Source organism: Nocardia sp. CA-129566 (assembly GCF_050956075.1).
Lineage (GTDB): Bacteria > Actinomycetota > Actinomycetes > Mycobacteriales > Mycobacteriaceae > Nocardia.
On sequence record NZ_CP192085.1, the window covers coordinates 158,279 to 182,275 of the forward strand.

General features: G+C 61.7%; 21 protein-coding genes. 12 read left to right on the forward strand and 9 right to left on the reverse strand.

Features of this window, described 5'->3' with window-relative positions; genetic code table 11:
- Positions 1-373: 373 nt before the first annotated feature.
- Positions 374-718 (reverse strand): hypothetical protein, encoded by a 345-nt coding sequence (locus tag ACQP0C_RS00730; RefSeq protein WP_433729573.1) that lies wholly within the window; start codon positions 716-718, stop codon positions 374-376.
- 31 nt (positions 719-749) lie between these two features.
- On the reverse strand, positions 750-911 hold the full coding sequence (locus tag ACQP0C_RS00735; protein WP_433729575.1) for a zeta toxin family protein: 162 nt from the start codon (positions 909-911) through the stop codon (positions 750-752).
- Between the two features lie 351 nt (positions 912-1,262).
- On the opposite strand from ACQP0C_RS00735, the gene ACQP0C_RS00740 reads away from it, so the two are divergent.
- Positions 1,263-1,778, forward strand: coding sequence for a hypothetical protein (locus ACQP0C_RS00740; protein ID WP_433729577.1), 516 nt, complete (start codon positions 1,263-1,265; stop codon positions 1,776-1,778).
- A gap of 34 nt (positions 1,779-1,812) precedes the next feature.
- Here ACQP0C_RS00740 and ACQP0C_RS00745 read toward each other — a convergent pair whose 3' ends face one another.
- Entirely contained in the window at positions 1,813-2,241 is a 429-nt protein-coding gene (locus tag ACQP0C_RS00745; RefSeq protein WP_433729579.1) for a hypothetical protein, read from the reverse strand.
- A gap of 64 nt (positions 2,242-2,305) precedes the next feature.
- Here ACQP0C_RS00745 and ACQP0C_RS00750 point away from each other — a divergent pair, with 64 nt between their 5' ends.
- The 5 genes from ACQP0C_RS00750 (at position 2,306) to ACQP0C_RS00770 (ending at position 5,694) form a co-directional block, all read left to right on the forward strand.
- Positions 2,306-2,617, forward strand: coding sequence for a WXG100 family type VII secretion target (locus ACQP0C_RS00750; RefSeq protein WP_433729581.1), 312 nt, complete (start codon positions 2,306-2,308; stop codon positions 2,615-2,617).
- Entirely contained in the window at positions 2,614-2,901 is a 288-nt protein-coding gene (locus ACQP0C_RS00755) for a WXG100 family type VII secretion target (protein WP_433729583.1), read from the forward strand. The genes ACQP0C_RS00750 and ACQP0C_RS00755 overlap by 4 nt, the downstream gene beginning before the upstream one ends.
- Before the next feature lie 15 nt (positions 2,902-2,916).
- The gene (locus ACQP0C_RS00760; protein ID WP_433729585.1) at positions 2,917-4,263 is read left to right on the forward strand and encodes a putative toxin; all 1,347 of its coding nucleotides are present in this window, start codon (positions 2,917-2,919) and stop codon (positions 4,261-4,263) included.
- On the forward strand, positions 4,260-4,958 hold the full coding sequence (locus ACQP0C_RS00765; RefSeq protein WP_433729587.1) for a HEAT repeat domain-containing protein: 699 nt from the start codon (positions 4,260-4,262) through the stop codon (positions 4,956-4,958). Before ACQP0C_RS00760 ends, ACQP0C_RS00765 begins: the two co-directional genes overlap by 4 nt.
- A gap of 502 nt (positions 4,959-5,460) precedes the next feature.
- On the forward strand, positions 5,461-5,694 hold the full coding sequence (locus tag ACQP0C_RS00770) for a hypothetical protein (protein WP_433729589.1): 234 nt from the start codon (positions 5,461-5,463) through the stop codon (positions 5,692-5,694).
- A gap of 35 nt (positions 5,695-5,729) precedes the next feature.
- Here the strand turns inward: ACQP0C_RS00770 and ACQP0C_RS00775 are convergent, their stop codons facing one another.
- On the reverse strand, positions 5,730-8,081 hold the full coding sequence (locus tag ACQP0C_RS00775; RefSeq protein ID WP_433729591.1) for a tetratricopeptide repeat protein: 2,352 nt from the start codon (positions 8,079-8,081) through the stop codon (positions 5,730-5,732).
- Positions 8,082-8,928: 847 nt separating this feature from the next.
- On the opposite strand from ACQP0C_RS00775, the gene ACQP0C_RS00780 reads away from it, so the two are divergent.
- The 5 genes from ACQP0C_RS00780 to ACQP0C_RS00800 all read left to right on the forward strand — a co-directional run bounded on the left by ACQP0C_RS00780 (position 8,929) and on the right by ACQP0C_RS00800 (position 17,555).
- Complete coding sequence (locus ACQP0C_RS00780) at positions 8,929-12,468, forward strand: DEAD/DEAH box helicase family protein (RefSeq protein WP_433729593.1); 3,540 nt, start codon at positions 8,929-8,931, stop codon at positions 12,466-12,468.
- Entirely contained in the window at positions 12,465-13,793 is a 1,329-nt protein-coding gene (locus ACQP0C_RS00785) for a restriction endonuclease subunit S (protein ID WP_433729595.1), read from the forward strand. Before ACQP0C_RS00780 ends, ACQP0C_RS00785 begins: the two co-directional genes overlap by 4 nt.
- Entirely contained in the window at positions 13,790-15,319 is a 1,530-nt protein-coding gene (locus ACQP0C_RS00790) for an N-6 DNA methylase (RefSeq protein ID WP_433729597.1), read from the forward strand. The genes ACQP0C_RS00785 and ACQP0C_RS00790 overlap by 4 nt, the downstream gene beginning before the upstream one ends.
- A 95-nt stretch (positions 15,320-15,414) precedes the next feature.
- Positions 15,415-16,077 carry a hypothetical protein gene (locus tag ACQP0C_RS00795; RefSeq protein WP_433729599.1) on the forward strand — a complete coding sequence of 221 codons (663 nt, stop codon included), beginning with the start codon at positions 15,415-15,417 and terminating at the stop codon, positions 16,075-16,077.
- Positions 16,074-17,555: an HsdM family class I SAM-dependent methyltransferase gene (locus ACQP0C_RS00800; protein ID WP_433729601.1), complete on the forward strand. Its 1,482-nt coding sequence runs from the start codon at positions 16,074-16,076 to the stop codon at positions 17,553-17,555. Before ACQP0C_RS00795 ends, ACQP0C_RS00800 begins: the two co-directional genes overlap by 4 nt.
- A gap of 134 nt (positions 17,556-17,689) precedes the next feature.
- On the opposite strand, the gene ACQP0C_RS00805 is transcribed toward ACQP0C_RS00800, so the two are convergent.
- Complete coding sequence (locus ACQP0C_RS00805; protein ID WP_433729603.1) at positions 17,690-17,863, reverse strand: hypothetical protein; 174 nt, start codon at positions 17,861-17,863, stop codon at positions 17,690-17,692.
- A 225-nt stretch (positions 17,864-18,088) separates the two neighbouring features.
- Between ACQP0C_RS00805 and ACQP0C_RS00810 the strand changes: the two genes are divergently transcribed.
- On the forward strand, positions 18,089-18,214 hold the full coding sequence (locus ACQP0C_RS00810) for a hypothetical protein (protein ID WP_433729605.1): 126 nt from the start codon (positions 18,089-18,091) through the stop codon (positions 18,212-18,214).
- A gap of 316 nt (positions 18,215-18,530) precedes the next feature.
- Here the strand turns inward: ACQP0C_RS00810 and ACQP0C_RS00815 are convergent, their stop codons facing one another.
- From ACQP0C_RS00815 to ACQP0C_RS00830, 4 genes are all read right to left on the reverse strand, one after another.
- Complete coding sequence (locus ACQP0C_RS00815; RefSeq protein ID WP_433729607.1) at positions 18,531-20,642, reverse strand: AIPR family protein; 2,112 nt, start codon at positions 20,640-20,642, stop codon at positions 18,531-18,533.
- A gap of 55 nt (positions 20,643-20,697) precedes the next feature.
- The gene (locus tag ACQP0C_RS00820) at positions 20,698-22,044 is read right to left on the reverse strand and encodes a hypothetical protein (protein WP_433729609.1); all 1,347 of its coding nucleotides are present in this window, start codon (positions 22,042-22,044) and stop codon (positions 20,698-20,700) included.
- Between the two features lie 345 nt (positions 22,045-22,389).
- On the reverse strand, positions 22,390-23,604 hold the full coding sequence (locus tag ACQP0C_RS00825) for a hypothetical protein (RefSeq protein ID WP_433729611.1): 1,215 nt from the start codon (positions 23,602-23,604) through the stop codon (positions 22,390-22,392).
- Positions 23,601-23,972, reverse strand: a complete 372-nt coding sequence (locus tag ACQP0C_RS00830) for a DUF4365 domain-containing protein (RefSeq protein ID WP_433729613.1) — start codon at positions 23,970-23,972, stop codon at positions 23,601-23,603. Before ACQP0C_RS00830 ends, ACQP0C_RS00825 begins: the two co-directional genes overlap by 4 nt.
- Positions 23,973-23,997 lie beyond the last annotated feature (25 nt).

The following is a 23,997-nucleotide window of genomic DNA, read 5'->3' on the forward strand; positions in this document are numbered from 1 at the left end:
CTGCCGACCCGCCGACCGGATCAAACCACGGGACGCTGACGCGTTCACCGCGACTCGTGCCGCATGCAATGCGCTCGGCTGGCGGTATGAGGTCTCGCCGGAGCGGTGAATCCGGTGGTGTCGGCGAACGTTCGCTGGTTGGCGGCTATCGGCGTCCGCGTCATGGCGTGCCCGAGATCGTTGCTGCCTTGCTCGCGGGATTCAAAGTCGGTGGCGGGTTGATGGCCGAGGCCGTGTCGGTGGGTGACCCCATTGCGGTGTTGCCGGTGTCGTTTCACCTTCTGTGGCACCGCCTGTTGTACGCGGATGTGCCGATACCGCTGTCGCCGGACACGGCTAGCGGCTCGGTCGGCTGCCGACATCACCGGCGGCCCTACGCCTCCGGTCGCGGCTTGCCGAGAAGATCCGAGCGGATTCTTCGGGCAGTCGCTTGCAAGCTCCAGTCGGCTCCCAGGCACATCTCGTCCGCGAAGGGCAGTGGTTGCCAGCCGCGGTACCACGAGCGCATGTCGGCGACGGTGAACTCGGTTGCTTGTGGTCGTGTGTGGTGACGCCGTGCTGTTTCTTCGAAGGCCAGGTCCCCCGCGTAGAAGTGCGATCGGCACGCACGATGCCGAAGCCGCTCGAGCATCTGTCCGTATCGGTCGGCGTCGAGGATGCCCTCGATGACAACGACCGCGCAATGGTCCAGGCAGGCGGTGGCGATCGTCTCGATCACGGTCACATTGAATGCGCCGGGTTCGTCGCGTTCACGCAGGATCGTCCGGCGGCCGGATAACGTCCTGGCTGACAACGGCGCAGCTGCCCTTTGCGAAGCTACGCTGCACTTCTCTGGCGACGGAAGACTTGCCCGCCCCTGAGTCTCCACGCAAAACGACCAGTTGCACGCCGAGTTCACCGTCGCTGTCCACAGCTTGAGTGTCTCGAGGACTCGGGCCGCCACCTCAACTTGGACGCCACGATCCGGTCGCGTCAAAACCGAGATGGCGCACCGCAAGTAACCGAGCCGCATCCGCGCGAACCGAACCTGGAACGGACAGATGTGTTGCATTCGGATCCGAGAACCGGCCAGTTGCTATCGCCGAACCGGGTTGTTCTGCGTGACCATCTGGTCGTGTTTGAATTCGGTTATGGATCTTGTTCTAGGCGACCGGTTTCGGTCGGCGCCCATGGTCCTGGTAGCACTGTCGGTGGTTGCCGCGTGTAGCGCACCCGGATCCGACCGACCGTCGACATCGACCGCAGCGATACCCACACCGGCAGTGACCTACTCGTGTGACGCCAACGCCGCTACGGGCCGAGTCTTCACAAGCGACCGTGCGCCCGAGCAGCCGTTCACCCTGATGGTTCCCGAGCTTGCGGGATGGAAGCGCACCGCGGTCCCGGGAGTCGACACCAGGGGACTGACCATTCAACGCAGAGATCAGCTTCCGGAGCAGTTCCATAGCCCCACCGCCACGATCACCGTCAACCCGCTCGGCCCCACAGCTACGGTGGAGCAGGCCGTGGAAGCGATGCGCCGGATGGCGCAGACGACACCAGGTTGGCGGACACAGGACGATCAAAAGATCACAGTGTGTGGCCAGGACGGCGGCAAAGTCACCGGCGCCTTCTCGCTCGCCCAGGTCGAATGGTGGCAGGACTACCGCCTCGTCGTGTGCGCATGCAACGGCGCAATCCACCCGGTCCTATTGGTCGGCCGGACAACGGTGGCGGACCTGGACAGACTCGGTGCCGACCTGACCACCATCCTCAACGACGTCCAGATCGTGGCGTGACCTCCAGGGCCCGCGTGAACTCGCAGGGGCCCTGTCAGGTCCACAATCTGGCGGTGCCGACCGCACCATCGGCGGCGTTGAAGTCGATGAGTAGTTGGTCGGGTGTTGCCGTATACGGCACCAGCACGTCTACAGCGGGCCCGTCGCGATGTTCGAGGACGGCCTTGATGGCGCTGCCGGTGAACGGTGCGGACACAGTGACATCGAACACAGTCGCTCGGGCGCGCAGGGTGGTTCGGTCAGCGCCGATTTCCATTGCGCTGGTGGCTGTTTGCTCGCCACCGTTGCCGCGTTGCCGGGTATACCTACGCATGCTTTTCCGTCCCGCTCGATCGATGACCAGCATGAACGGCGCGAAGGACTCGGATTCAGCGAGGATATGGGCTGCGGCGTCGACCCCGTCGCGCAGGAGAGTGTCATAGTCGTCCTGCACGTGCGGCGGCGCTTGGGTTCGCCAGTCCATGCGGATACACCTTGCTCGAGCGAACTACGGATCGATAAACTTTTCCCGTTGTACGGGGGTGGCCATGAGCTTACAAGTCGATCCAGCGGTTCTCCGTCAAGGCGCATCCGAATTGCTGGTCCAGCGAGGTCTTCTCGACGATGTCTTGGCCGGCATCCGTTTCGAGTACTCCCGCCTACAAGAGGTGTGGTCGGGTCGGTCGGCGGACTACGTGACCGCGCTGTGGGATGGCTTGGTCCCGCGGATCGGTACCCATATCAACGAGCTGAATCGACAGGCCACAAGCTTGACCAACGCCGCCGATGCCCTTGTCGCTCAGGATGAGCGGTTCTCGAGCCAGGTCACGGCGAAGACGTCGAGTCTGGACCTTCCTTGACTGCTCGTCGCTACGACCTGGATGCCATGCAGACCTTCATCGATTTGGTCGACCAGGCGATCGACGCCGTCGGCGATCACGGTGAGAAGACGAAGAACATCGCCGACGGCGTCCTGGCCCAGTTCAGTGGCGCTGCCGCCCAGGCCTTCTCCGACAGCCAGCGCGAATGGCTCTCCAGCACAACGGCACTCGTCGACGAACTGCGCGCGGTGCGGGACAAGATCGCGCTCGCACACAGCAACTACCTTCAGGCCGAACAGGCCAATCGGGAAATGCGCTCGTGAGCATCGGGGCCCTCGATGACGACGGTTGATACCGACACCTACTATCGCGTCGGCGAGGCGTTGACCAAGGTGAGTACTGTCCTGGAAGGCCACCTTCGCGCGCTCGACAAAGGTCTGGACATCTCGCGCTCAGCGGGGCTGTATCCATACGGCGGACCGAGTTCGGGGCGCAGCTTCGACCAGTCTGCGGCGGACCTGTTCGAGGCCGGGTCGACCGCCGCGATGGCATGCAACGCTCTCGGCATCCAGATCCATACGGCGGGACAGAACCTCGCGCGAGGCGAGAACGCCTCGCACCCTGGTACGCCCGATCCCGTCCCGGAGACGCCGAAGGGCACCACTCTGACCATCAACCTGCACCCGACACAGCTGTCGGTCGGTGGAACCGAGGCAAATCCCGACCATTGGGAGCTGGTCGAGTCTCAGGTGACCAGGAAATGGGCCGACTGCGATGACACCCGGATCGGAGCTGCGGGAACGCTTTTGTCGTGGTACGGCACCAGAACAGCGGATTTCGCCACCCAGCTGTACCTCAGCGTCAAAGCGCTCTTCCCGGAGGACGCGCAGCGCGAGGACCCGATTCTGACCGAGTACGTTCAGGACACCGCTGCGGTGAGCCGAGCAATCCAGGCTCACTCGGATGCTGCTAGTTACTTGGGCATCGCGTGCACCCAAGTCGCTGCGACCGCCAAATCGGCCAAGGATGATTGCCGCACCTCACTCGGATTGCTGGCCGTCATCATCGCCTCCTACGAAGCAGACAAACTCGCCGCCGAGAGACTGCCGGCCAGCGACGGAGCGCAAGCAGCAATCGATGCCTTGATCACCTCGAACAAGACCGAGTACGCCAAGGCTATATCTGATCGGCTCGGGGATATCGAGACCAAGGTCGCCGACGCCGTGCGGTCGAACACCGGAATTTATACGATGGCGACCACCGAGACCGCCGACCTGAAGGCGATTTTGGGCCGAACTCCGCGTAGCACCAAATACATCGGGAACCGTGACATACGTCAAAATGACGCGGCAGGAGACGAAGGGGAGCGGCGCGCGGGCATCGACCCGACGGTGAAAAAACGGCAGATCACGATCATCGACCGCGACGGCACCGAGCATACGTCGTTCCCGGACCGCATCGATGACACGAATCGCCAGGTCACCGAGGTCAAGAACACCAATGAGATCGCGGGCGCAAAGCAGCAGATCCTTATTCAGGAGCAGTGGGCCAGGGACAACGGCTACACCATGACGCTGATCGTGGATCACCGGACGCAGATCAACGATCCCGACATCCAGGGCATGATCGATACCGGACAGATCGAACTGATTCGGATGGAACTAGACAACGGACCACCCTCATGATCATCAAGTACGCCCGCATGCCGTATGGGAGCGAGAACGGCGGCACCGAGTGGATGAACGACCTTCCGGTCCGCTACAAGGACGGGGAGCGGGGATTCGACCGGCGGATCATGCAGGATCTCGCCGCCGTCGGTGTTCCCTGCTACACGCTGGATGATTTATCCAATGGCCCCCGCACGATCCCACAGGGCATCCCGATCTTCATCGACTGGCTGGCCAATCTCGAGACGCGGATCCCGGGGCCCGAAACCGAGCACCGCTCCTCGATTCGGTCCGGGCTCATCCGCAATCTGATCGACCCCGCCGCCCGCGGCAACCAGGAGGCCATCGATCTGCTGATCGCTCAGGTCCGTCGCAGGCCACCGATTCCGGAGCGGATGCAGACCTGGGCGTGTGATGCCTTGCGCCTGATCGCGGGGCCGAAAAACTTCACCCAGATTGCCGAACTGCTTCAGGAATTGCCGGAGGGGACCGCCATGATCCCGCTGGTCGAGTACCTCGGCAAGGTAAAGACACCCGAATCCCGCGATATCGCGTTGAAATACCTCGACAGCCCCGCCCGCGGAAAAGCGATCAAGGCATTGGTTCAGATGAAAGCCACTGGTGTGCGGCACCTGGTCGAACCGCTCGTCCATGACCGGGCTCCCGCGGTGCGCAAACAGGCCCAGCGTGCCCTGGAGAAGTTGTCATCGTGACCAGGTAGCGACGCGCGTCAACGCGTAGGAACCGGCTGGCAGAACGGGGCCTGTCCAGTAGCGATTACCGCATGCAATACCGAATATGGTTGCCCTGACATAGTTTTGACGCAGGCTAGTCGGAATATATTCTGCGCCTGGAGGTTTGGTCATTGTCGGTTTCCGGTTGTGTGCCCGCGCCAGGTCCGGTAGCAGAGTGCGATGGTTGCGCCGGCGGTAGCGAGGGCGGAGGCGGCGTCTTTGCTCAGGATCACGAGCACGATTGCAGCGATCACGATCAGAGCCAGCGCGGCAGGTCGAAGGCGGCGCTCCGATTGTGAGGTTGCGCCGGAATCCGGCTGCATGGGCGGGGCGTTCCACGTTGCCGCCCAGCGGATCCAGTACGACTCGATGACTGCGTCGGCACCACGTGAGCCGCGACGGTTCGTTCGGTCGAAATCGCCCGATCGCCAGGACTCGTCTCTGGGTTCTGTGATACTGGCCAGACCGAAATGCTTGGGGTGTGTTGAAGACGGACGACGAGCCCGACAACGGCCAGTTCGTGTTGGGGTGGGCGGAGTCTGTTGCGCTGGCGACGATGCAGATCGCGATGATGCAGGCGGATCTGGCGGCAACCCGGGACGAAGACGAGATCGCGGCGAAAAGGGTGGTTCGTGACGATGCGGTAGCACGGTTGTGCGCGGAATTGTCGCTGTGCACGCTGCCGGCTGGGGTTCGTGCCGGACGAGGTGACTGAGGTTCCGCCACGGTCGTCCTGTCGATGTTTGTGCTCTAATTCGACACGGGGCCAGCGATTACCGGTTTGTCGACGTTGGCCCGGTCGAGCCAGGTGGCTGCTTCGTCATGGTGACCTTGCTCTGCGAGGTGGTGTGCCAGATTTCTAATCGCCACGAGGTTCCCGGTTTCGGCCGCACGACGTAGCAGTGTTTCTGATTCGGCCAGTTCACCACGACCAGCCAGCATCTGGGCGAGGTTGATCATGGCAGAGGGATGGCCAGCGTCGGATGCTCGACGGAACAGGATTTCGGCAGTGTCGAGTTCGCCGCGGCGTGCGAGGATCAGGGCAAGGTTGTTCATAGCGGGGAGATTGTCTGCGGCGACGGCCTTTTGGTACCAGCGCTCGGCCTCGATGATGTCGCCGCGTTTCTCCAGTGCGATAGCGACGTTGGACATCGCGCGCGGCTGACCGGCCTCCGCGGCCTCGAGGAACCACGCGTCGGCGGCGGAGGTTTCACCGCGCTGCAGGCAGCCCGCCCCGAGGTTGAACATGGCGACCGAATCGCCTGCCCGCGCTGCCTTGAGATACCAGGCTTTGGCCTCGGTGTTCTGGCTGCGCCCGTCGAGGCGAATCGCTAACCGGCACATCGCCTCGGCATATCCGAGTTCGGCGGCATTGCGGTACCAGCTCTCGGCCTCTGGACGGCTACCACGTCGATCAAGAACAACCCCGAGGTGAAACATCGCCCTGGCGTGGGTGGTGCAGGCGGTGATGCTCTCACGCAGCCACCACTCGGCGAGGTCGAGTTCGTTGGCGAGCAGTGCCAGTACGCCCCACGCGTACATCGCTTCGGGTTCACCATCCGAAGCGGCCTGTACGATGATCGGGAAAGCCACCTGCCAGTTTTTCCGCTCCAGGGCAGTGAATCCGATCGTGAGCAGGACTTCGTATGCCGTCTGCGCAATCACCTTCTGCCAGAATGTATCCGGAATAGGTCGTGGAGCACGTCCCTGGCCGTCGGCGGCAGCCAGTAGATAATCGAAGGGTCGGTATCCTCGCGTGCTGTCGTCGATGTGGCTGGAAATCAGCGCAGCGACCCGGCCGGCACCGGACGGTGGCTTGCGCGCCGCGACGAGTGCACGGTGCACGCACTCATGGGTGAACTCGATATCAGGCCGTGTCGAACGGATTGCCTGAGCGGCAAGATCGATCAACATCGGCTGGGGGATCGGCTCTCTGCGGCCGACGCGGGCCCAGTCGATCACGATGTCGATCACTGCGTGCTGCAGAGGGTCGGTATGGCGGGAATCGTCATAGCGTGCCAGCATCTCCGGGGCTCCGGCGAGGAGTTCACCGAGCCCGTACACGCTGAAGTCGTGATCGGGATAGATCTGCGCCGCGGCGTCTTGTTCTGCGGGATCGTCGCTGGTTGCGGCGAGGTCTATCACCACGGCCCGTTCCAGCAGAAGACGCGTGTCGCGGTGGAATTCGCCAAGGTTGCCGCGTAAACGATCACGGGCCTCCGAGCGTAAGGTCGCTATCACCGTCGTCGGACCGTTACGCGCGAACAGTTGTGCAAGCAGGGCCGGGGTGAGCGCATTGGTGTGGGTCAAGAACCGGTCCAAATCGTCGAGCCACACCACTATCGGATCGCTAGTTGCCGAGATCCGAGAATGCGACACGAGGATGTGGAGCGTGCTCGGAGCGGGCGCGACCAGGGCCGCGGTGGGGCACCCAGTGCGGATGGCCTCGAATGCGGTGCGGGTCTTCCCGGCTTTCGAAGGACCGATCACGATCACCATACGCGGATCGCGCAGCGCACGGAACACGCGGGCGTCGACCCCGTTGCAGGTCCTCGGCACGTAGGGATCGCGGAGACCATAGTCGTCGTGGTTGCCGAACCGGGATGGCGTGGCGCCGAGACTGTAGGGATCCAGAGACGCGACAATGCGCAACCCGCGGTCGGCGAGTGTCTCCACCATGGTCTCGATCCCGGGTGCCGGCGAAGGCTTCGACTGTTCTGATTGAATCGTACTGTCGCAGTTGGTGATCAGAGCGATGGCAGAGTGTTCGTCCGTGCTCGGTAGTAGGTTGTCGGGTATTGGCGTCGGATCCTGAAGCTGCGGGCCGGCCGGACCCTCGACACTACCGAGGCGATGGGCTACCCAGTTCTCGTGCGTGGCTTTGATGTTGTGAAGTTCGTCCACACTCCAGCGGTTGGGTTGGGAATCGATAAGCTGATGGTGTTGATTGCACAACAGGATCAGGTTTTCGTAGCGGTCACGGGCGGCGCGGGTCAACGGCGAGTCACCTCGTGGTCCCCGGACACTGGCGGCGACGATATGCGCGATCTCACCGAGCACCACTAGCGGATCCACTGGTGTAGCTTCGGCGGTCAGGGCCACGCGGCAGCCTGGAAAGGCGCACATGTTGCCGGACCGTTGAAACAGTTTGCGCTGCTCAGGTAGTGGTATACCCACCGCCAACCCTCCCCGTACGCGAAGTCCGTCCTTAACCGGTGCTTGTAGGTGTTGTCAGCGTTGTATCGCCGACGTTCCCGGCGCAGAGTATCGTGTCAGAACCCAGACCTGAACCGCCGGATCCGCTTACGCCACAACCCTAGCCAGAGTTCAGCGGTAGCGCGGTTGTGCACGGAGTTGGCGTCCGCCGAAAGATCACCGCCCGGACACAATTCGTATCGGACCTTGTCGGTGTGATCGAGTCGGATGATATCGCTCCAGTTGCGTAGCGAGTAGCCGATCTCGGTCGGCGGGCACCGCGAAGTGTCGGTTCCCGCGGCCGGTCGTTGCTGTTGTTGGTCTACCTTGTGCTCTTCGACCCCTGGCCCGCAATGCGGCAGTGGCATGCATCGGCGGGTCAGGAGGTGTCAGGAGGTACTGCGGGCATTGACTGTCGGGTTCCCTGATGCGAAGGAATCAGACCTCGACGCGAGGCTCACCGAGCAGAAGGCGCTTATCCGTCGGTTCCGCCGGAAGAACGTCCGTTGGGGGCGAGTAGTGATGGCCGGTGCGCTCGGCCTCGGTATCGGAGTCGCAACCGCTGGCTGGGCTGCGCCACTGATCGGCACCGCAATCGGCACGGCGGCAGGACTTTCCGGCGCGCGGCAACGTCGGGCGGACATGGCCTCCGCCGCGACGTGCCACCAGATGCTTTTGGCGCGCCACAACCTACCGGCAGGCAAGATCGCCGATAGAATGGCCGAATCTGACGTAAGGCAGTGGTAGGGGATCTGTGGACGCGCATCTGATGAAGCTGGCTGAGTCGTCTCCGAATTTCGGCCGGCTGGTGATGCACAGCGAACTGCTGGCGGTCTACGGCGCCCAGGCTGAGGCTCACGTTTTCACTGACGCGAACGGCGCGCTGGTCCATACCCGTCAGTTCGGTGAAGTGCTGGCCGAATTGCTGGCTGGCAAGGCGGGACTGCAACTGAACGCGGGGATTTCGCAGGTCGCGCGGCTGGATCGGTTGCGTAAGGCGGGGCTGCTTACTGGACGGGTAGAAGACGCGTTCACGGTGCTCCGCAAGGCGGGTAACGACGCCGCGCACAACCATCTCTTCGACCGCGAACGTGCACTGAACTCGCTGCGTGCGGCCTTTGCACTGGGCGCCTGGTATTACCGGGTACTGACTGCGGACACCGCGGTGATCGAGTTCGTTCCGCCGGTGGAAAACCAAGCACTTGAGGGCGCCGAGCACGAGGCGTTGCGGAAGGCCCTTGCCGACCACAAGCAAGCCTTGACCGAGGCGCACCTACGGCTAACCGAGCAAAAGGACGTCGCGCTCGCCTGGGAACGCGCGCAGGTCGAGGCCGAGTCAGAGATCGCGAAAGCACGTGTTGCCCAAGAGGAGTTGCGTTCACGTAACGACGCACTGAATGCCGAGCTGGCCCGGCTGAAGGCCGATCACGAACGAGCGGTTGCGGCCGCGGCCCAGCAGACACCGGCAACGGTCTCGGCGGCTGCCCGCGATGAGCTGATCCGGCGCGCGCAGCGCCCCGCGCCGCTCAATGAGGTCGAGTCACGCCGGGTTATCGACCAGATGCTCACCGACGCGGGCTGGCTGATCCAGGATCTCCGAATGTTAAACCCGCTCGCAGCCAAAGGCGTTGTGGTGCGGGAATTCCCGCTGGCGACCGGCCGCGCCGACTACGTCTTGTTCGTCGAGGGCTCAATCGTCGGTGTCATCGAGGCCAAACGAGCCGGTGATACGCTCGCGGCCGCGCAGGCGCAGAATGCCCGCTATGCGGCCGGCGTCACCGCCGACCACCAGTCGGCATTGTGGCACCCCGACAATCCCTTCCCCTTCCGCTACGCCAGCTCAGGGGCCGAGACCACCTTCTCCAACCAGCTCGACCCGGTGCCGAGCAGTCGACCGGTGTTCTCTTTCCATCGACCGGAAACCATCGAGCGGTGGATGGACCAGGCGAAGGAAAATCCAGGAGCGCCGACCTACCGCGCGCGCCTGCGGACGCTTCCTACGCTGGACAAGCGACGGCTACGGCTTCCGCAGAGTGAGGCGATCACCGGTTTGGAGGACTCGCTGGCCAAAGATCGGGCTCGCGCACTAATCCAGATGGCGACGGGGGCAGGCAAAACCTTCACGGCGGTCACCGAAACCTATCGGCTACTCAAACACGCCAAAGCCGCCCGCGTCCTCTTCCTAGTGGACCGCAATAATCTGGGGCGACAGGCGCTCAAGGAATTTCAGACCTATACCACTCCCGACGATGGTCGCAAATTCACCGAGCTCTACAACGCAGAGAGACTGTCAGGCCGCGGCATCAATGCATCCTCGGCCGTGGTGATCAGCACGATCCAGAAGATGTACGCCCTGCTCCAGGGCGAAACCGTCGTGATCAACGACGCGGCTGACGACCAACAGGACACCGACGATGGCCGCTACGACGTGCGGACGCCCAAAGAAGTGGCCTACAACGCTAGCGTGCCACCGGAATCCTTCGACCTGATCATCATTGACGAGTGCCATCGGTCCATTTATGGGCTGTGGCGTGGGGTGCTCGAGTATTTCGATGCCCCGTTGGTTGGGCTTACCGCTACCCCAACCAAGCAGACCGTGGGATTCTTCGGCCGCAACATCGTGTCCGAGTATCCTTACTCGCTGGCCGTCGCCGATGGCGTCAACGTCGATTTCCAAATGGTGCGTTTGTCGACCAAGATCGGCGAGGAGGGGTCGGTCATCGACGAGGGCACCACGGTGGTGCGCCGCGACCGCCGTACCCGAGCCCAACGCCTCGAACAGCTGGATGACGACTTCGTCTATGCGCCAACCCAACTGGGCCGCAGTGTTATCGCCAATGACCACATACGCACCGTGCTGACCGTCTGGCGCGACAATTGGCGAACCTGGTTCCCCGGCCGTGTCGCGGTACCGAAGACGCTGATATTCGCCACCGACGACAACCACGCCGAAGACATTGTCCGGATCACCAAGGAAGTGTTCCCGGAGGCAGGTGATCAGTTCGTGCAGAAGATCACCTACAAGGTGCGCCAAGCCAACCTCGACCCGGAAGACCTGATCAACGAACTGCGTAACGGCGTCGGCCTGCGAATCGCTGTTACGGTCGACATGATCGCCACCGGCACCGATGTCCGCGCACTGGAATGCCTGATCTTCCTGCGCCAAGTGCGCTCGGCCGTGTTGTTCGAACAGATGAAGGGGCGCGGCGCCCGAACACTCGACCCGGTCGAGCTGGCACAGGTCACTCCAGAGGCCGACAGTCACACCCGCAAAGACCAGTTCCTACTCATCGACGCGGTCGGCGTCACGGATTCGCCGCTGGTCGAGGCCGATCCGTTGTCCGCGCCGGTTATCGGCGACAGCGAGAAGCGGTTGTCGATGCAAAAGCTTATGGACAAAACCGGAGTGGGAGCCATCACCGCGGACGAGGCGCGCGAGCTGGCCGGTCGGCTTGCCCGCCTCGACCGCCGCATCAGCGACGAGGACCGCGACGAATTGGCCGCTCTCGGTGGCACCACGCTCGCGTCACTCGCCCGCGGCATCGTCGAGTCGACCGACCCTGACACTAGCGAAGCGCTCGGCCCTGCGCGGGCACGCGACAAGCTCGACGCCGCCATCGCCAAGCTCACCGCCAACCCTGAGTATCGCGAGCGGATCATGACTATCCGGCGCGAGTACGACATCACCTACGACGAAACCACCCAGGACGAGATCAGGCGGATCACCATCTCAAGCCCGGCCGAACAAGCCGCGGCCCGTATCCTGGCATGGCACGGGTTTCTTACCGAGCACGACGACAAGATCGCCGCGATCGACATCATCGTCGGCAAGCGCGGCGCCGACCGCGCCATCGCTTGGCCCACCCTCAAAGAGATCGCAGGCAAGATTCGTCACGCCCCATACTCGTTCACCCCCGCCGTACTCTGGAACGCTTACCGTGACCTCGGCAAAACCATCGACCACCAGGCCGACATCCCTGACTTGGTTCCCCTCGCCCGCTACGAACTAGGTCTCGACCCAGACCTGCGCCCCTACCGAGCTGCTGTCGACAACCGCTTCACAGCCTGGCGCCGGACCTGCGAGCAGGCGGGCGTAACCTTCACCGACGACCAGATCTGGTGGCTCGAACGAATTCGCGACACGGTCGCACGAGGAGTAGGGGTGAGTGTGCAAGACATCCGCGACGACGTCACCTTCGCGGAACGAGGGGGGGCCGTGGGGTTGGTCCGAGCCTTCGGCGGACGTGAGAAAGCGCGGGCGCTCATCGCGCAGTTGGATCGAGAACTCGCGTGAGCGATGCATTGCCGTCGGGCTGGGTAGAGACGCCGCTTGGGTCGGTTTGCGCGATTGTTTCGGGTGCCACGCCGAAAACGGCAGTGGCAGCTAACTGGAATGGCGACATCGCGTGGGTAACTCCAGATGATATGTCGCGTGATCGGTCCCAAACAATTTTGCAGGGTCGGCGAAGCCTTACGGCCGCTGGGTACAATTCATGCTCTGCACAACTTATTCCGGTTGGTTCGGTAATTTTTAGCTCGAGAGCGCCTATCGGCTTCGTCGCTATCGCTGGTAAGGAACTCTGCACCAACCAAGGCTGCAAGACTGCAGTTCCTCCTCCGGAAATCGATTCGCGATATCTGTACTGGTACCTCCGTTGGGCGACGCCCGAGATAGCTGCCCGGGCGAGCGGGACCACCTTCAAGGAGATTTCCGCGAAGAAATTTGCGGAAACGGTGCTGCGACTCCCTCCTCTACTGGAACAGCTGCGAATAGTTGAGGCCCTTGAAGACCATCTGTCAAGGTTGGATGCCGCTGGCGAGTCGATGTCGAACGCGGCGTCTCTGACAAGTGCCCTGGAACAGGTTATTCACGCCAGGTTGACCGCACCCAATCTATTCAGTGCCCACGGATCTGCCCGACTGGGGGAGATTGCGGCCATCGGGACGGGCGCGACTCCACTACGGTCGCGGTCCGAATATTATGTAGGCGGATCGATTCCTTGGATAACGAGCGGGCACCTTAATCAATCCAATATAACGCGCGCTGATCAGTTTATAACCGAACGTGCCCTCCGGGAAACCTCGGTCAAATTGTATCCCGCCGGTACGTTACTTATGGCTATGTACGGTGAGGGGAAAACTCGAGGCAAGACATCTGAGCTGATGTTTCCTGCCGCCACAAACCAAGCCTGCGCCGCGATTGTTTTACATGATGAACATAAGTGGCGTCGGCCATGGATAAAATTCGTACTCCAGACCAAATATGATGAGTTGCGCAGGATGGCTGCCGGAGGCGTCCAACCAAACCTAAATCTGGGAAAGGTGCGTGCCATACGAATACCGCTGCCCTCTGCCGATGTTCAGGAAACGATCCTCGGTGACCTGGCACGCTGGACCTCGCTCATCGACGCCAACAGATCGACTGTACAGGTCGCGGAGGTTCGAGCCCTGAACCTTAGACGTACGCTGTTGAACCACGCTTTCTCTGGCCGACTTGTCCCACAAGACCCCGCTGACGAACCTGCAACCGAACTTCTGGCCAGGATTCGGAACTTGCGCCCTGGCCGTGCTAGTGGGCGCCGCCCCCGCCGACCCACACAACAGGAGCTGCTGCCGTGACCGTTGTAGACATCGAACCTGTGCGCACTTCCCGTACCGCTATTTCGGCCAATTCGCTGGTGGCCAGGCTATGGAACTACTGCAACGTCCTTCGTGACGATGGCCTGTCAACGATCGATTATGTCGAGCAGCTTTCGTTTTTGCTGTTCCTGAAGATAGCCAAAGAGGCCTACGAGGCGGATCTCAGCGATGACCCCATGCCGATCGTGCCAGAGCGGCTGGACTGGGATTCTCTCGTAGCCAAGCAGGGGGATGAGCTGGAGCGGCATTATCGAGTGGTGCTAACTGAGCTTGGTGCACGCCCCTTCACCATGCTCGGCACCATTTTCGCCAAGGCGCAGAACAAGATCGCCGATCCGGCCAAGCTCCGGCGGTTGATCGTGGATCTTATCGACAAGCAGGCTTGGCAGGCGCAGGGTGTCGATATCAAAGGCGACGCCTATGAAGGTCTGCTGGCCAAGGGGGCCGAGGATATCAAAACCGGCGCGGGGCAATACTTTACGCCGCGTGCGCTGATCCATGCCATTGTTGACGTAATTCGGCCGACGCCCGAAGATACTGTGCTCGACCCCGCCTGCGGCACCGGTGGATTCTTGATCGCGGCTCACGAATACATTCGGAACAACCACCTGCAGGGCATGAGTCGCGCCCAAGTCGACCATGTCGCCGGCGCGATCCGCGGCGTGGAGCTGGTCCCGGGCACCGCTCGGTTGGCGGCGATGAACATGTTGCTGCACGGGATCGGCCGCTCCGACGGCGACTCGTTGATCACCGTCGATGATGCGCTGCGCAATCCGCCGATCGAGCATGCTTCGGTGGTGCTGGCGAACCCACCGTTCGGTAAGAAGTCGTCGATCACGGTATATGGCGAGGATGACAAAGTCGGCGGCAGGGATATCTCCTACACCCGTGAGGATTTCCGCGCCACCACGACGAACAAGCAACTCAACTTCGTGCAGCACATTATGTCGGCACTGGCCAACCCTGGCCGCGCTGCCGTCGTACTCCCTGATAATGTGCTTTTCGAGGGCGGTGCGGGTGAGAAGATCCGGCGCCGTCTGCTGCAGGAGTTCGACGTGCACACACTGCTGCGGCTGCCGACTGGCATCTTCTATGCCAACGGTGTCAAGGCGAACGTGCTGTTTTTTGACAAGCTAAGCCAGCGCGCCGACGGGCAACCGCTCACCCAGACGCTGTGGGTCTACGACTTCCGCGTCGGCCAGCACTTTACCCAGAAGGCGAAACCGCTTCGCCGAGCAGACCTGGACGACTTCGTGGCGTCGTTCGCGGCCGACGATCGGTCCCAGCGCACCGAATCAGATCGGTTCCGCCCGTTCAGCTATACCGAACTGATCGCCCGTGACAAGGTGAACCTCGATATCACCTGGCTCAAGGAGGCCACCGACAGCGATGATGACGCCCTCTTGCCGCCGTCGGTGATCGCCGCCGAGATCATCGAGGAGCTGCAGGCGGCGCTGACCGAGTTCACCGCGATCGCCGAGGCGCTGGGCGAGGCTGAAGCCTGAAAACTGTTGCCGTACTTGATCAGTAGTCACTCCGCTGATACAAGTGAACATGCGGGTCAGCACGGTGTCGGTTGACCGGGAGCAGGGGAATCAGGGTGAGTAGCAGTGTCGGGCCGACGAGCAGGCAGTTCGCAGCTTTCGAGACCAACCTTCAGTACGCGCGAGATCTGGTAGCTGCGGGCGTCAATCTTGCCGGGCTGCGCGTGGGTGCCTTCGACGTGGGTGACCTCTACCGCTCGGCCTGGACGCAGACGGTGTCGGCGCTCGACCATTGGCTACACCTGGAGATCTACGCGGCGGTGTACGTCCTCGCCGATCGCACCGGTGCCAAGCCTCCAGTGCTGAGCAAGGTTGAATTGCCACTGTCGGTCATCGACAAGATCCAGCTCGGCGGCCTGCACTACCGGGATGCGTTGCTCGACAGAGTCCAGCAATTGCTAAAATACCAGTCTTTGCAGAATCCGAAGAGGATCGCCGAAACTCTGAAGTATGTTTACGCTGGGGGCGATCTCTGGGGCAATGTGGCCAAAGAATTTCGAGCTCAGGGTCACAATGGGGGCCCGTGGCACTCGCAGTCGGTCGCCGAAACTCTCGGCAAGATCATAGACCGCCGCAACCACATCTCCCATTCGGCTGACCTCGACAATGGTGTTCGGCGACCGATTGATCACGCATCCACGCTCAACGCGATTGAATCGGTGAACTGGATCGCCCGAGCCATTGCGTCGATCATCGAAAGTGAGATCAAGCAGTCGTGAACAGCACCGCGATTCAATTCGCCGAACTGCGCGACACCGTCCTGGTATATCGCAAGATGCTCGCCGACCGAGGACTCTCCACGCTTGAATTTCTCGAACAATTCTCCTACCTGCTGGTCATGAAGCTGGCCGCTGAGCAGTACGCCGCCGATCTTTCGGGAGACGCGGAGCCCCATGCGGCCCGGATGTGGGATGCCCTCAAGAACAAGCGGGGCGCCGAGCTCGAGACGCAGTATCGATACGCTCTCAAGGAATTGCCCAAAGCGACGGGTACAACGGCGGCGACCATCTACCGGTCGGCGGAGAATCGAATCAGCGACCCCGCTATACTTGAGCAACTGGTCACCGAGCTCATAGCCCCACGACAATGGTTGCTGATGGGGGCCGACGTACTGGGTGCCTTGTACGAGGACTTCTTGGCGCAAAGTCTGGGGGAGAATACCGAAGCGGGCAATTTCCTCACCCCACGGGCACTAGTCCGCACCGTAGTCGAGGTGATGGACCCACGGCCTGACGATGTGATCGTGGACCCGGCGTGCGGGAGCGCAGGTTTTCTCATCGCCGCATACCGGCACATCTTGGACAACTATACCGCCGACGCCAGCAAGGAGCAGATCGCGCGCTTGGGGGCTGGTGCTATCCGTGGCGCGGAGATCAAGGCTTCGCGGGGATGCATAGCGAGCATGAATATGCTTTTGCACGGCCTCGGCGCGATCGACGGCGAGGGGTTGATATCGGTCGGTGACATCCTGGAAGCGAAGCCGGATGCCCACGCATCGATGGTGTTCGTCAATCCGCCCTTCGGCACGGTGTCGCGCAAGCCAGGTGTCGACGATATTGACAGCGGTGAAGGCAAGTCTTACGAACGCGACGACTTCATCAAAACCACGAGCACACACCTCAACTTCCTGCAACACACGCTGTCGCTGCTCGCAATCGGTGGCCGTGCTGCCGTGGTTGTGCCAGATAATGTGCTCTTCGGCAGCGGTGCAGCCGATAGGATCCGCACGAAGCTCTTGGCAACCACCGACATGCACACACTGCTCAGACTGCCGACAGGGATTTTCTTCAAAGGTGGTGTCAAGACGAGCGTGCTCTTTTTCGACAAGAAGAGTCCACGGGCCGACGGAGCACCTCTGACGACAGAAATGTGGGTATACGACTTCCGAACCGGAAAGCAGTTCTCGAACAAGAACAGTCCGATGACGTATCAGGATCTCACCGATTTCATCGCTCGGTTTAAGGCCGGAGACCGCAGTTACAGGCAGGAGACCGATCGATTTCGCCGTTTTAGGTACTCAAAATTGGCTGAGCGCCAATTCAATCTAGACATTAGATGGCAGGTCGGCGAGAAGGTCGGCATCGATATCCGACAGCCTGCCCAGATCGCCCGCGAGATTGCGGAGGACCTTGGACTGGCGGCTGCGGAGTTTCTTGCCATCGCCGACTCCCTGGAAGCGATCGACGGTGCCCTGTAGCTACGCAACCTTGAAGGTCCTGGTTCGCGACGGTCACGGTGACATGCAAGAGCCCGCCGAACCATCGCCGACACCCTCGAAACCGCCATCCTCGACGCGTTGGCCGGCTGGCTTCTACCGCGATCAACACACTCTTATCGGCGCCGCGTCACCGACGCCCACGCCAGCACCACGCCGGGCATGACGCAAATCGGGCCGAACTGGCGGCGATCCGCGCCAAGCTCGCCGACATCGGCGGCACCGACCGCCACCTGACCGCGTTCGAAAACGCGCATCAGCCGCCAGCTCTCCCACTGGCCCGTTCCCATTGAATGAGACCACCCGGTATTAGAGTCCTGTTGGCCCTGGTGAGGGCTGGAAGGGATACTGAGGGACATGGCAGGACGCAAGCGGTATTCCGCGAAAGACATCGTGCGGAAGCTGCGCCGTCCCGACGAACTCGCCGCTGCTGGGCAGACGGGTGAGCAGATCGCGCTGCTGATCTGGGTGTTTCGGCGGCAACGTTGTACAACTGGCGTCGCCAGTACGGCGGGGTGGACACCGACGCCGCGAAGGAACTCAAGGAACTGCGCGAGCAGAACGCCAGGTTGAAGCGGCTGCTGGCGGACGCGGAGCTGGAGAAGGGCGCTCTGCGGGAGATCGCGAAGGGAAAATTTTAGGCCCGGCCAGCAAGCGGCGGGCTGTTGACATGCTCAAACAGGTGATGGGCATGTCGGAACGGTTTGCGTGTGACCTGACCCCGTAGGTTCGGTCCGGACCGATTCACGGGGTCCCGTCCGTAGCATTGGATCTCGCAACGTAGTGAAAAGTTCTGAAAGGTCTCTTGAGGCCCAACATTTGGGCTAGCTCAGGCTATTGACCAGGCAAATCATGAAGCGCCGAAACAAGGTTCGACGCCCAGCCCTTAAGTACGTCGCCGAGTGCAGAACCGCCGCCCCCGGCTGCCCGGGCGGGGTGCTGGGCCGTCCAACATGCTCAGCTCTCATCATCGCCCGGTTCATCTTCTTCACTGTGAATGAGCTGCGCCAGATCCCATAGACTCCGCCCATCTGGAAGCAACCAGCGCATCGTTCCTTGGTTCGCGACCGGCCGCTCGTCCCATCCTGCGTCCCACCACATTTTCGACACGAGCCCAGATGGAGAGTACTGCTGTTCGTCGTATGCCCACAGGATCGATTTGGTGCGGTGGTTGACCCACGTCGCCTGTCGTCGTCTTTCATCTTCGACGAGCCAGTTTTCCAGGGCCTTGCGTTCTGGCTCAGTCTGCGCGACGTAGTGAAGCGCCGATCCCTCTTTGATGACGCGACGGTCAACCAAGAGCGGTACCGTGTTCTGGCGGCGCGGCTTACGTTGCTTCGCGGGTGGTTCGGGAACGGCTATGCCGTCCGCCAATTGGTCGAGGACCTGCTTGGCCAGCTCTTGGCACCGCTTTGCAGATTGAAAAGTGGCTCTGATCTGGGGGCGGTGCTCATCAAGAGTGATCTGGTGCGCCAGTCGACGCACCAGTTCCGCCACAATGGTTGGAACCTTTTCGAGGACCTCGCTGTCCCAGTCGAAGTCAGGGTCGTCGATGCTTGTCGCACCGAGGTGCTGGAACACCAGGTGTGTAACGAGAAGTCCGCCGTGTTCGGCAACTGCGGCCTCGCGGCCGTCGAGTTCATTGCCCCGCTCATACACCGCGCTGCGAGTGGCGCGCAGTGTCAGTACTGAACGCCAGACTTTTTGGGGGGAGGGTTCTCGATGAAACAACAATGTATGACTGCCGTTGGGTCCCTGCTCCCAGAGATTCTCGGTGGAGCTACTAGCGCGGGCGGTCTGTTCAGCATCGGGGTGCAGGCAGGCCAAGGCAAGCGCGAGTTCGTCCAGCGAACAGCCGGTGGCCGGAGCGGGGGCGGGTTCACCCCGCTTGATCACATAGTGCTTGCGGAGCTCTGCACGTAGGTTTGCCTTGATCGCCTGGTGCACGGGTTCAAGCGCAATGTGATCGCGTGGCTCGATGGCGTTTTGCCGGTTCGCCGCCTGAGATACGTCAACCGCGAATTGTTTGTCGCCCTGTGTGTTGATGACCTTGATACTCAGCGTTGCGTGGGCAGCAGCGTCGCCTTCGTCGAGCATGGCTCTGGCGATGGCCCGTACGGTTTGTGCTCCGTTGACGATGCTCGCGCCCGTCACTGATAGCGTCGTCGGCCTGCTCTGTGGAGCCCTTGCGCTGTCATGCTTGGCGTCCAGACCATCACAGATCATGGTGATCCCGTTGTTCAGGTGCCAGAAGGTGGTGGGTTTGGATGTGAGGGTCTGGCCGATCGCCGCGTTCGTCACGGTGGTTCCAAGAGGTGCCCGAAGATTGTGCTCGAACAGGGCAGTTCCGTGCGCTTCAAACCACTCGGCGACGCTTTCAGCGGCGACTGTGCCCTGGTATGCCTCAAGCGGTCCTTTCTGCTTGTACCAGTCGTCTAGCCGTATGTCCAAGCAGATTGATTCCGGTCGAAGATCTGCGTGTACCTGCTCGTGGAAATCAGCAGCGAACAGGACTTGGACGTTCACGCGGGCGCCGTACTTGTTGAACTCGTTGAGCGCGTTATCCAGGACCTGACGTGCCGGGGGAGAAGGTTCCACCGTACCCATCAGGGCAATTACCAGAGTCGTCCTGCCCGTGATGAGCAGCGGCCTCGCCTCTTGAGCAAGAGCCGCGGCACGCTGATTGAACTGCTCGTAAAGCTCGTTCTCGATTCGGTTCAGACCGTCGACCATTGCCTTCGCGGCATCCACATCAAAGGTCGCCGTGCCCTTGTCGCTCCATTTCGCCTGGACCAGCAGGACCTGTCCGCTTTCGGGCAGCGGAGCGATTGCGTCCAGACCCTGGTCAGCGATGCCGTCGGTGACGAATCCAGCCGCTTCGGCCGAACTGCATTTTGCAACACATCGCACGGCGAGCGCGGCTAGAGCGCGGGAGAGGAAGCGCTGCTCGTAGTTGCCTCCTTGGAAATGAGCGATGTCACCGTCATCGATCACCCCGTCGAAGGTCTCGTGAAGCTGTTCGCGGACCTGCGTGACTTGGCGAGGCGTATCCGCTCCCAGCGTGGCCATGGATTGTTGTCCCCCATCGTTAGCGTCTTGACGTGATCGAAGCCTCAGCGCCGGGTTACGACCCGTTGCCGCGTGGCCGAGTACTGAAGTCGACGACCAGCAGGGCACATCCGAGGTCATCCGCAGACATCTCGGCCAAGTCGAGGACCGCGTCTAGGGGGACCTCGCGCGCCCCGAACCAACCGTCACGCGCTAGTCGGACGAAATCGGTCGGTACAAGATGCCGGCAAAACACGGCAAACGGACGTGGCGAACTCCTATTCCCCCAGACCGAAATCGCTGCTTCGACTTGGTCAACGGGGTAGATCGCGCCCGGAATCGTGCGCGGCAGCACCGACGTAAATGGTACGTCTGCGTGAACGCGGACAAAAATTGGGTCCTCCAACAATCCGAAATCGTTGGGTCTCCGCCGAATACGTCGCATCCGGCCACGGGAACGCGCATGGAGCGCAGCTAAGCTGCGCCGGACGCTAGGTGACGAGAGAACATCCAGTCCGGGCCCGACGTAGCGGAACATGACGAGTGTCTCGGTAGCCGCATGATAGTAATAGGCATCGATCGAACCGTTCTCTGACGTGATTTCACGCCGAGCGACTACGGAAGTCACCTGAAGGTCGTAATTCTTCCTCTGACGCGTAGGGTCGACAAACCTTCGCACCACTGTCTCGCCAGCTGTGTCGAGCCTACCTACGATACGCCCATGGGGATCGTCGAGTTCCAGCTGAGCTGCGGCGTCAGGAAGCCCGCTGATGAAGCTCGCCCCAGCTAGAGCCCTGTTCCAGTGTTGGACCTGAACGAAGTCCTTCGGGGCAACGCCAGCGATCTTTGCGAAGAGCAACAGAGCATCGCGCTCGTCTCGCCAGCGGAGCTCACGTTCGCCCCAATCCGCCTCATCATCGAGGAGAGGCGTCAGCTTCTCCACTTCTGTTGCAACATAAGGTGAGAGCCCCCGAAGATCGGCCAATACGGCACTCACATTTTGCGTGACGGGGCCGCTCTTCGGCAAACGGTCAGAGCTGCCAGCGCTGAACCAGTCTCCTGGGATAGCCACATGCTCTCGGAACTGCCGTCCATGAGAGACCAAAACCTTCCGGTCCATGTCCGTCTTATGTGCGGGGCGGACGATACCCAGTCCCCAAATCCGCTCGCCGGAATTCGTGCCTGGCTGGTTGTGGGGGGCAACGATGATAGCGAGGTGCGGCTTCGACTCCGGCCAGTCACAACACGATTGCGAGTAGGACTTTTCCTTCGACGAGTCGACGTCGATCAGATCGAGGAAAACCGCATCAGGGCACAGAATCGCTAGCCGTAACGTGCGGGCTGATGGGTCTGAACTCCCCCACTCTGGCTGTGCCGATGCCATGCCCTCCCCTGAACCTTCGATCGCGACATCAATGTTCATGAGCAGATTAGCGGGTCGCGACCAGTGCCTGCCGGTGACCACCCTGGGATCGCCGGACACCTCGCCGATCAATCAGTCCGAACCAGCGTCTTCCTCGAAAGTGACGGCGCTAACTTCGGCGAGCGCAGTCACCCAAGCGTTGCGCGATCGTGCCCATCGAGCTTCAACTCAAAGAGGTGCTGTCCCTGGCGGGCCAGCTGCATCATGTCGAGCTTGACGGCAAACTCATGCGAACCCACAACCTGTCCCGGCTCTGGGAGCGGGCGCGGCCGTTGCTCGATGAGACGTCTGCGGGGAGGTGGACGAGCATCCGCGTTGATCAACGACGCTTCCCCGAGGGATGGTTCAGTCAATCGGATCTGCACCGGGCAGACTTCGCCGCAGAGTGATCTCCCCGGTCAACCAGAGGGCGCCGGCCCTGTATTCGAGGATGCCGGTCACCGCGATCGGGAATTCTTGTCGATGCGCCTCGATGGCGAGCAGGTAGTCGGCGCGCTCCAGAGGGGCGTGCACGACATGCCGCTCTCCCTCCACATCTGCCAGCAGTTCGATACTTCCTGCGGCGCTTGGGTTCCCCGCGGGCGTTGCACGATCGAGCGCTCGGACGTCCCCGACCAAGTCCACGGTGCCTCGTGGCAGCGCCCGTCCGGGAGCAACCACACCGTGACCCGGTGCCGTGACTTCACGCATGCCGGGCAAGAAGTCCGCAGGCAACTGCTCGGATTGACGCATGTCCGCCTGCATGTGCGCGACAGCCTGCTTCATGTGGCCGCCAAATCTCACGTGGGAAACGGCTTCCGGGGGGCGCGCCACGGTGACCGCCCAATCGAAGGTGAACGCCAACGCGCGCACCTGGTGCGGCTTGATCAGGTCATGGATAGAACCCAGGAAGGCGGAGCTGAGCCCCTGTTCAATCGCAGTGTAACGAGCGTCTTCGTCCCAGTCTGCGGCCAAGCGACTCGCCAGGGATACGCTCCCGGCCAATCTGGAAACCACCGTGCGGCCGAGAACGCTCAATCCGATATCCGAGCTCCCGGCTTCAGCCACAGGCGAGACGATGCTGAATACGAAACTGCCCGGTTTGGTGTGCCCGAAGCGAAAATGTTGTTCGATGAGCCTTCTCACCGACGCCGAGCGACGGCCCCGCCCACTGCCCCCGCTCGCCAAGCTGATCATCTTGACCAGCGCCCTCAACGTTGATTCCGCCTGTCCCAACGGAATCTCGCCTTGTGTGGTTTCTTGATCCAAACGCACGAACACGATGTCGGACCGCAGTGCGGCGAACCTTCCGGCCAACAGAGAAGGGTGCAGGCCGTAAACCGCCGCCAGTGTACGAATCGAGTCCCGGAAGCGCCGGGGAAAATCGATGTAGTCGGTTGCCATCGGCACCATGACTCGACCTTCCGGCCCCTCGTCCCCTGGTAACGACCACACTTCGCTGATGCCAGGCTGCCGGGTTTCAAGTACCCAGTCGTGTGCGGCCAGATACTGCGACACCTTCGCCGGGGTGAGCGTCGCGGCGAGGTCATCGAATGCGTCCCCCAGAGAATCGTTCCTCATCGAGTCCAATTATCAACCGTTCTCATGATCTTGAGCAGCCCCTCGACATCGAACAGATTCGTGCGCGGTAGATGTACCGTCTTGCTCGCCTTCCCCTCCTCGATGGTTCCCAGTTTCGTGGCGAACTGCCAGTACATGCGACTCTCGGAGATCAACCTCTTCTCTGACAGGTCGAGCATCTGATTGGGATCCGCTGGAATGAGCAGTACACCCAACAGGGCGGGCGCGAATCGCTTGGGGTTCACCAGTTTCAGGAAAGGACCTCGCTCGAGAGTCCAAGACAGATGGCGCGCGCCCAGCCGGGAGCGCTGAGTGGTGCATTTGAGCTGCATCTCGATCTGTGGGCAGTACATCCTCTGGTACTCCACCGATTGGAGTGTTCCCGGTTTCGTA

What these genes read in the sequence shown, in the direction of transcription:
- ACQP0C_RS00820 (WP_433729609.1), bottom strand. Translation starts at nt 22,044, where the DNA reads ATGAACATTGATGTCGCGATCGAAGGTTCAGGGGAGGGCATGGCATCG.
- ACQP0C_RS00805 (WP_433729603.1), bottom strand. Translation starts at nt 17,863, where the DNA reads ATGGGAACGGGCCAGTGGGAGAGCTGGCGGCTGATGCGCGTTTTCGAA.
- ACQP0C_RS00750 (WP_433729581.1), top strand. Translation starts at nt 2,306, where the DNA reads ATGAGCTTACAAGTCGATCCAGCGGTTCTCCGTCAAGGCGCATCCGAA.
- ACQP0C_RS00745 (WP_433729579.1), bottom strand. Translation starts at nt 2,241, where the DNA reads ATGGACTGGCGAACCCAAGCGCCGCCGCACGTGCAGGACGACTATGAC.
- ACQP0C_RS00815 (WP_433729607.1), bottom strand. Translation starts at nt 20,642, where the DNA reads ATGGCCACGCTGGGAGCGGATACGCCTCGCCAAGTCACGCAGGTCCGC.
- ACQP0C_RS00765 (WP_433729587.1), top strand. Translation starts at nt 4,260, where the DNA reads ATGATCATCAAGTACGCCCGCATGCCGTATGGGAGCGAGAACGGCGGC.
- ACQP0C_RS00760 (WP_433729585.1), top strand. Translation starts at nt 2,917, where the DNA reads ATGACGACGGTTGATACCGACACCTACTATCGCGTCGGCGAGGCGTTG.
- ACQP0C_RS00825 (WP_433729611.1), bottom strand. Translation starts at nt 23,604, where the DNA reads ATGAGGAACGATTCTCTGGGGGACGCATTCGATGACCTCGCCGCGACG.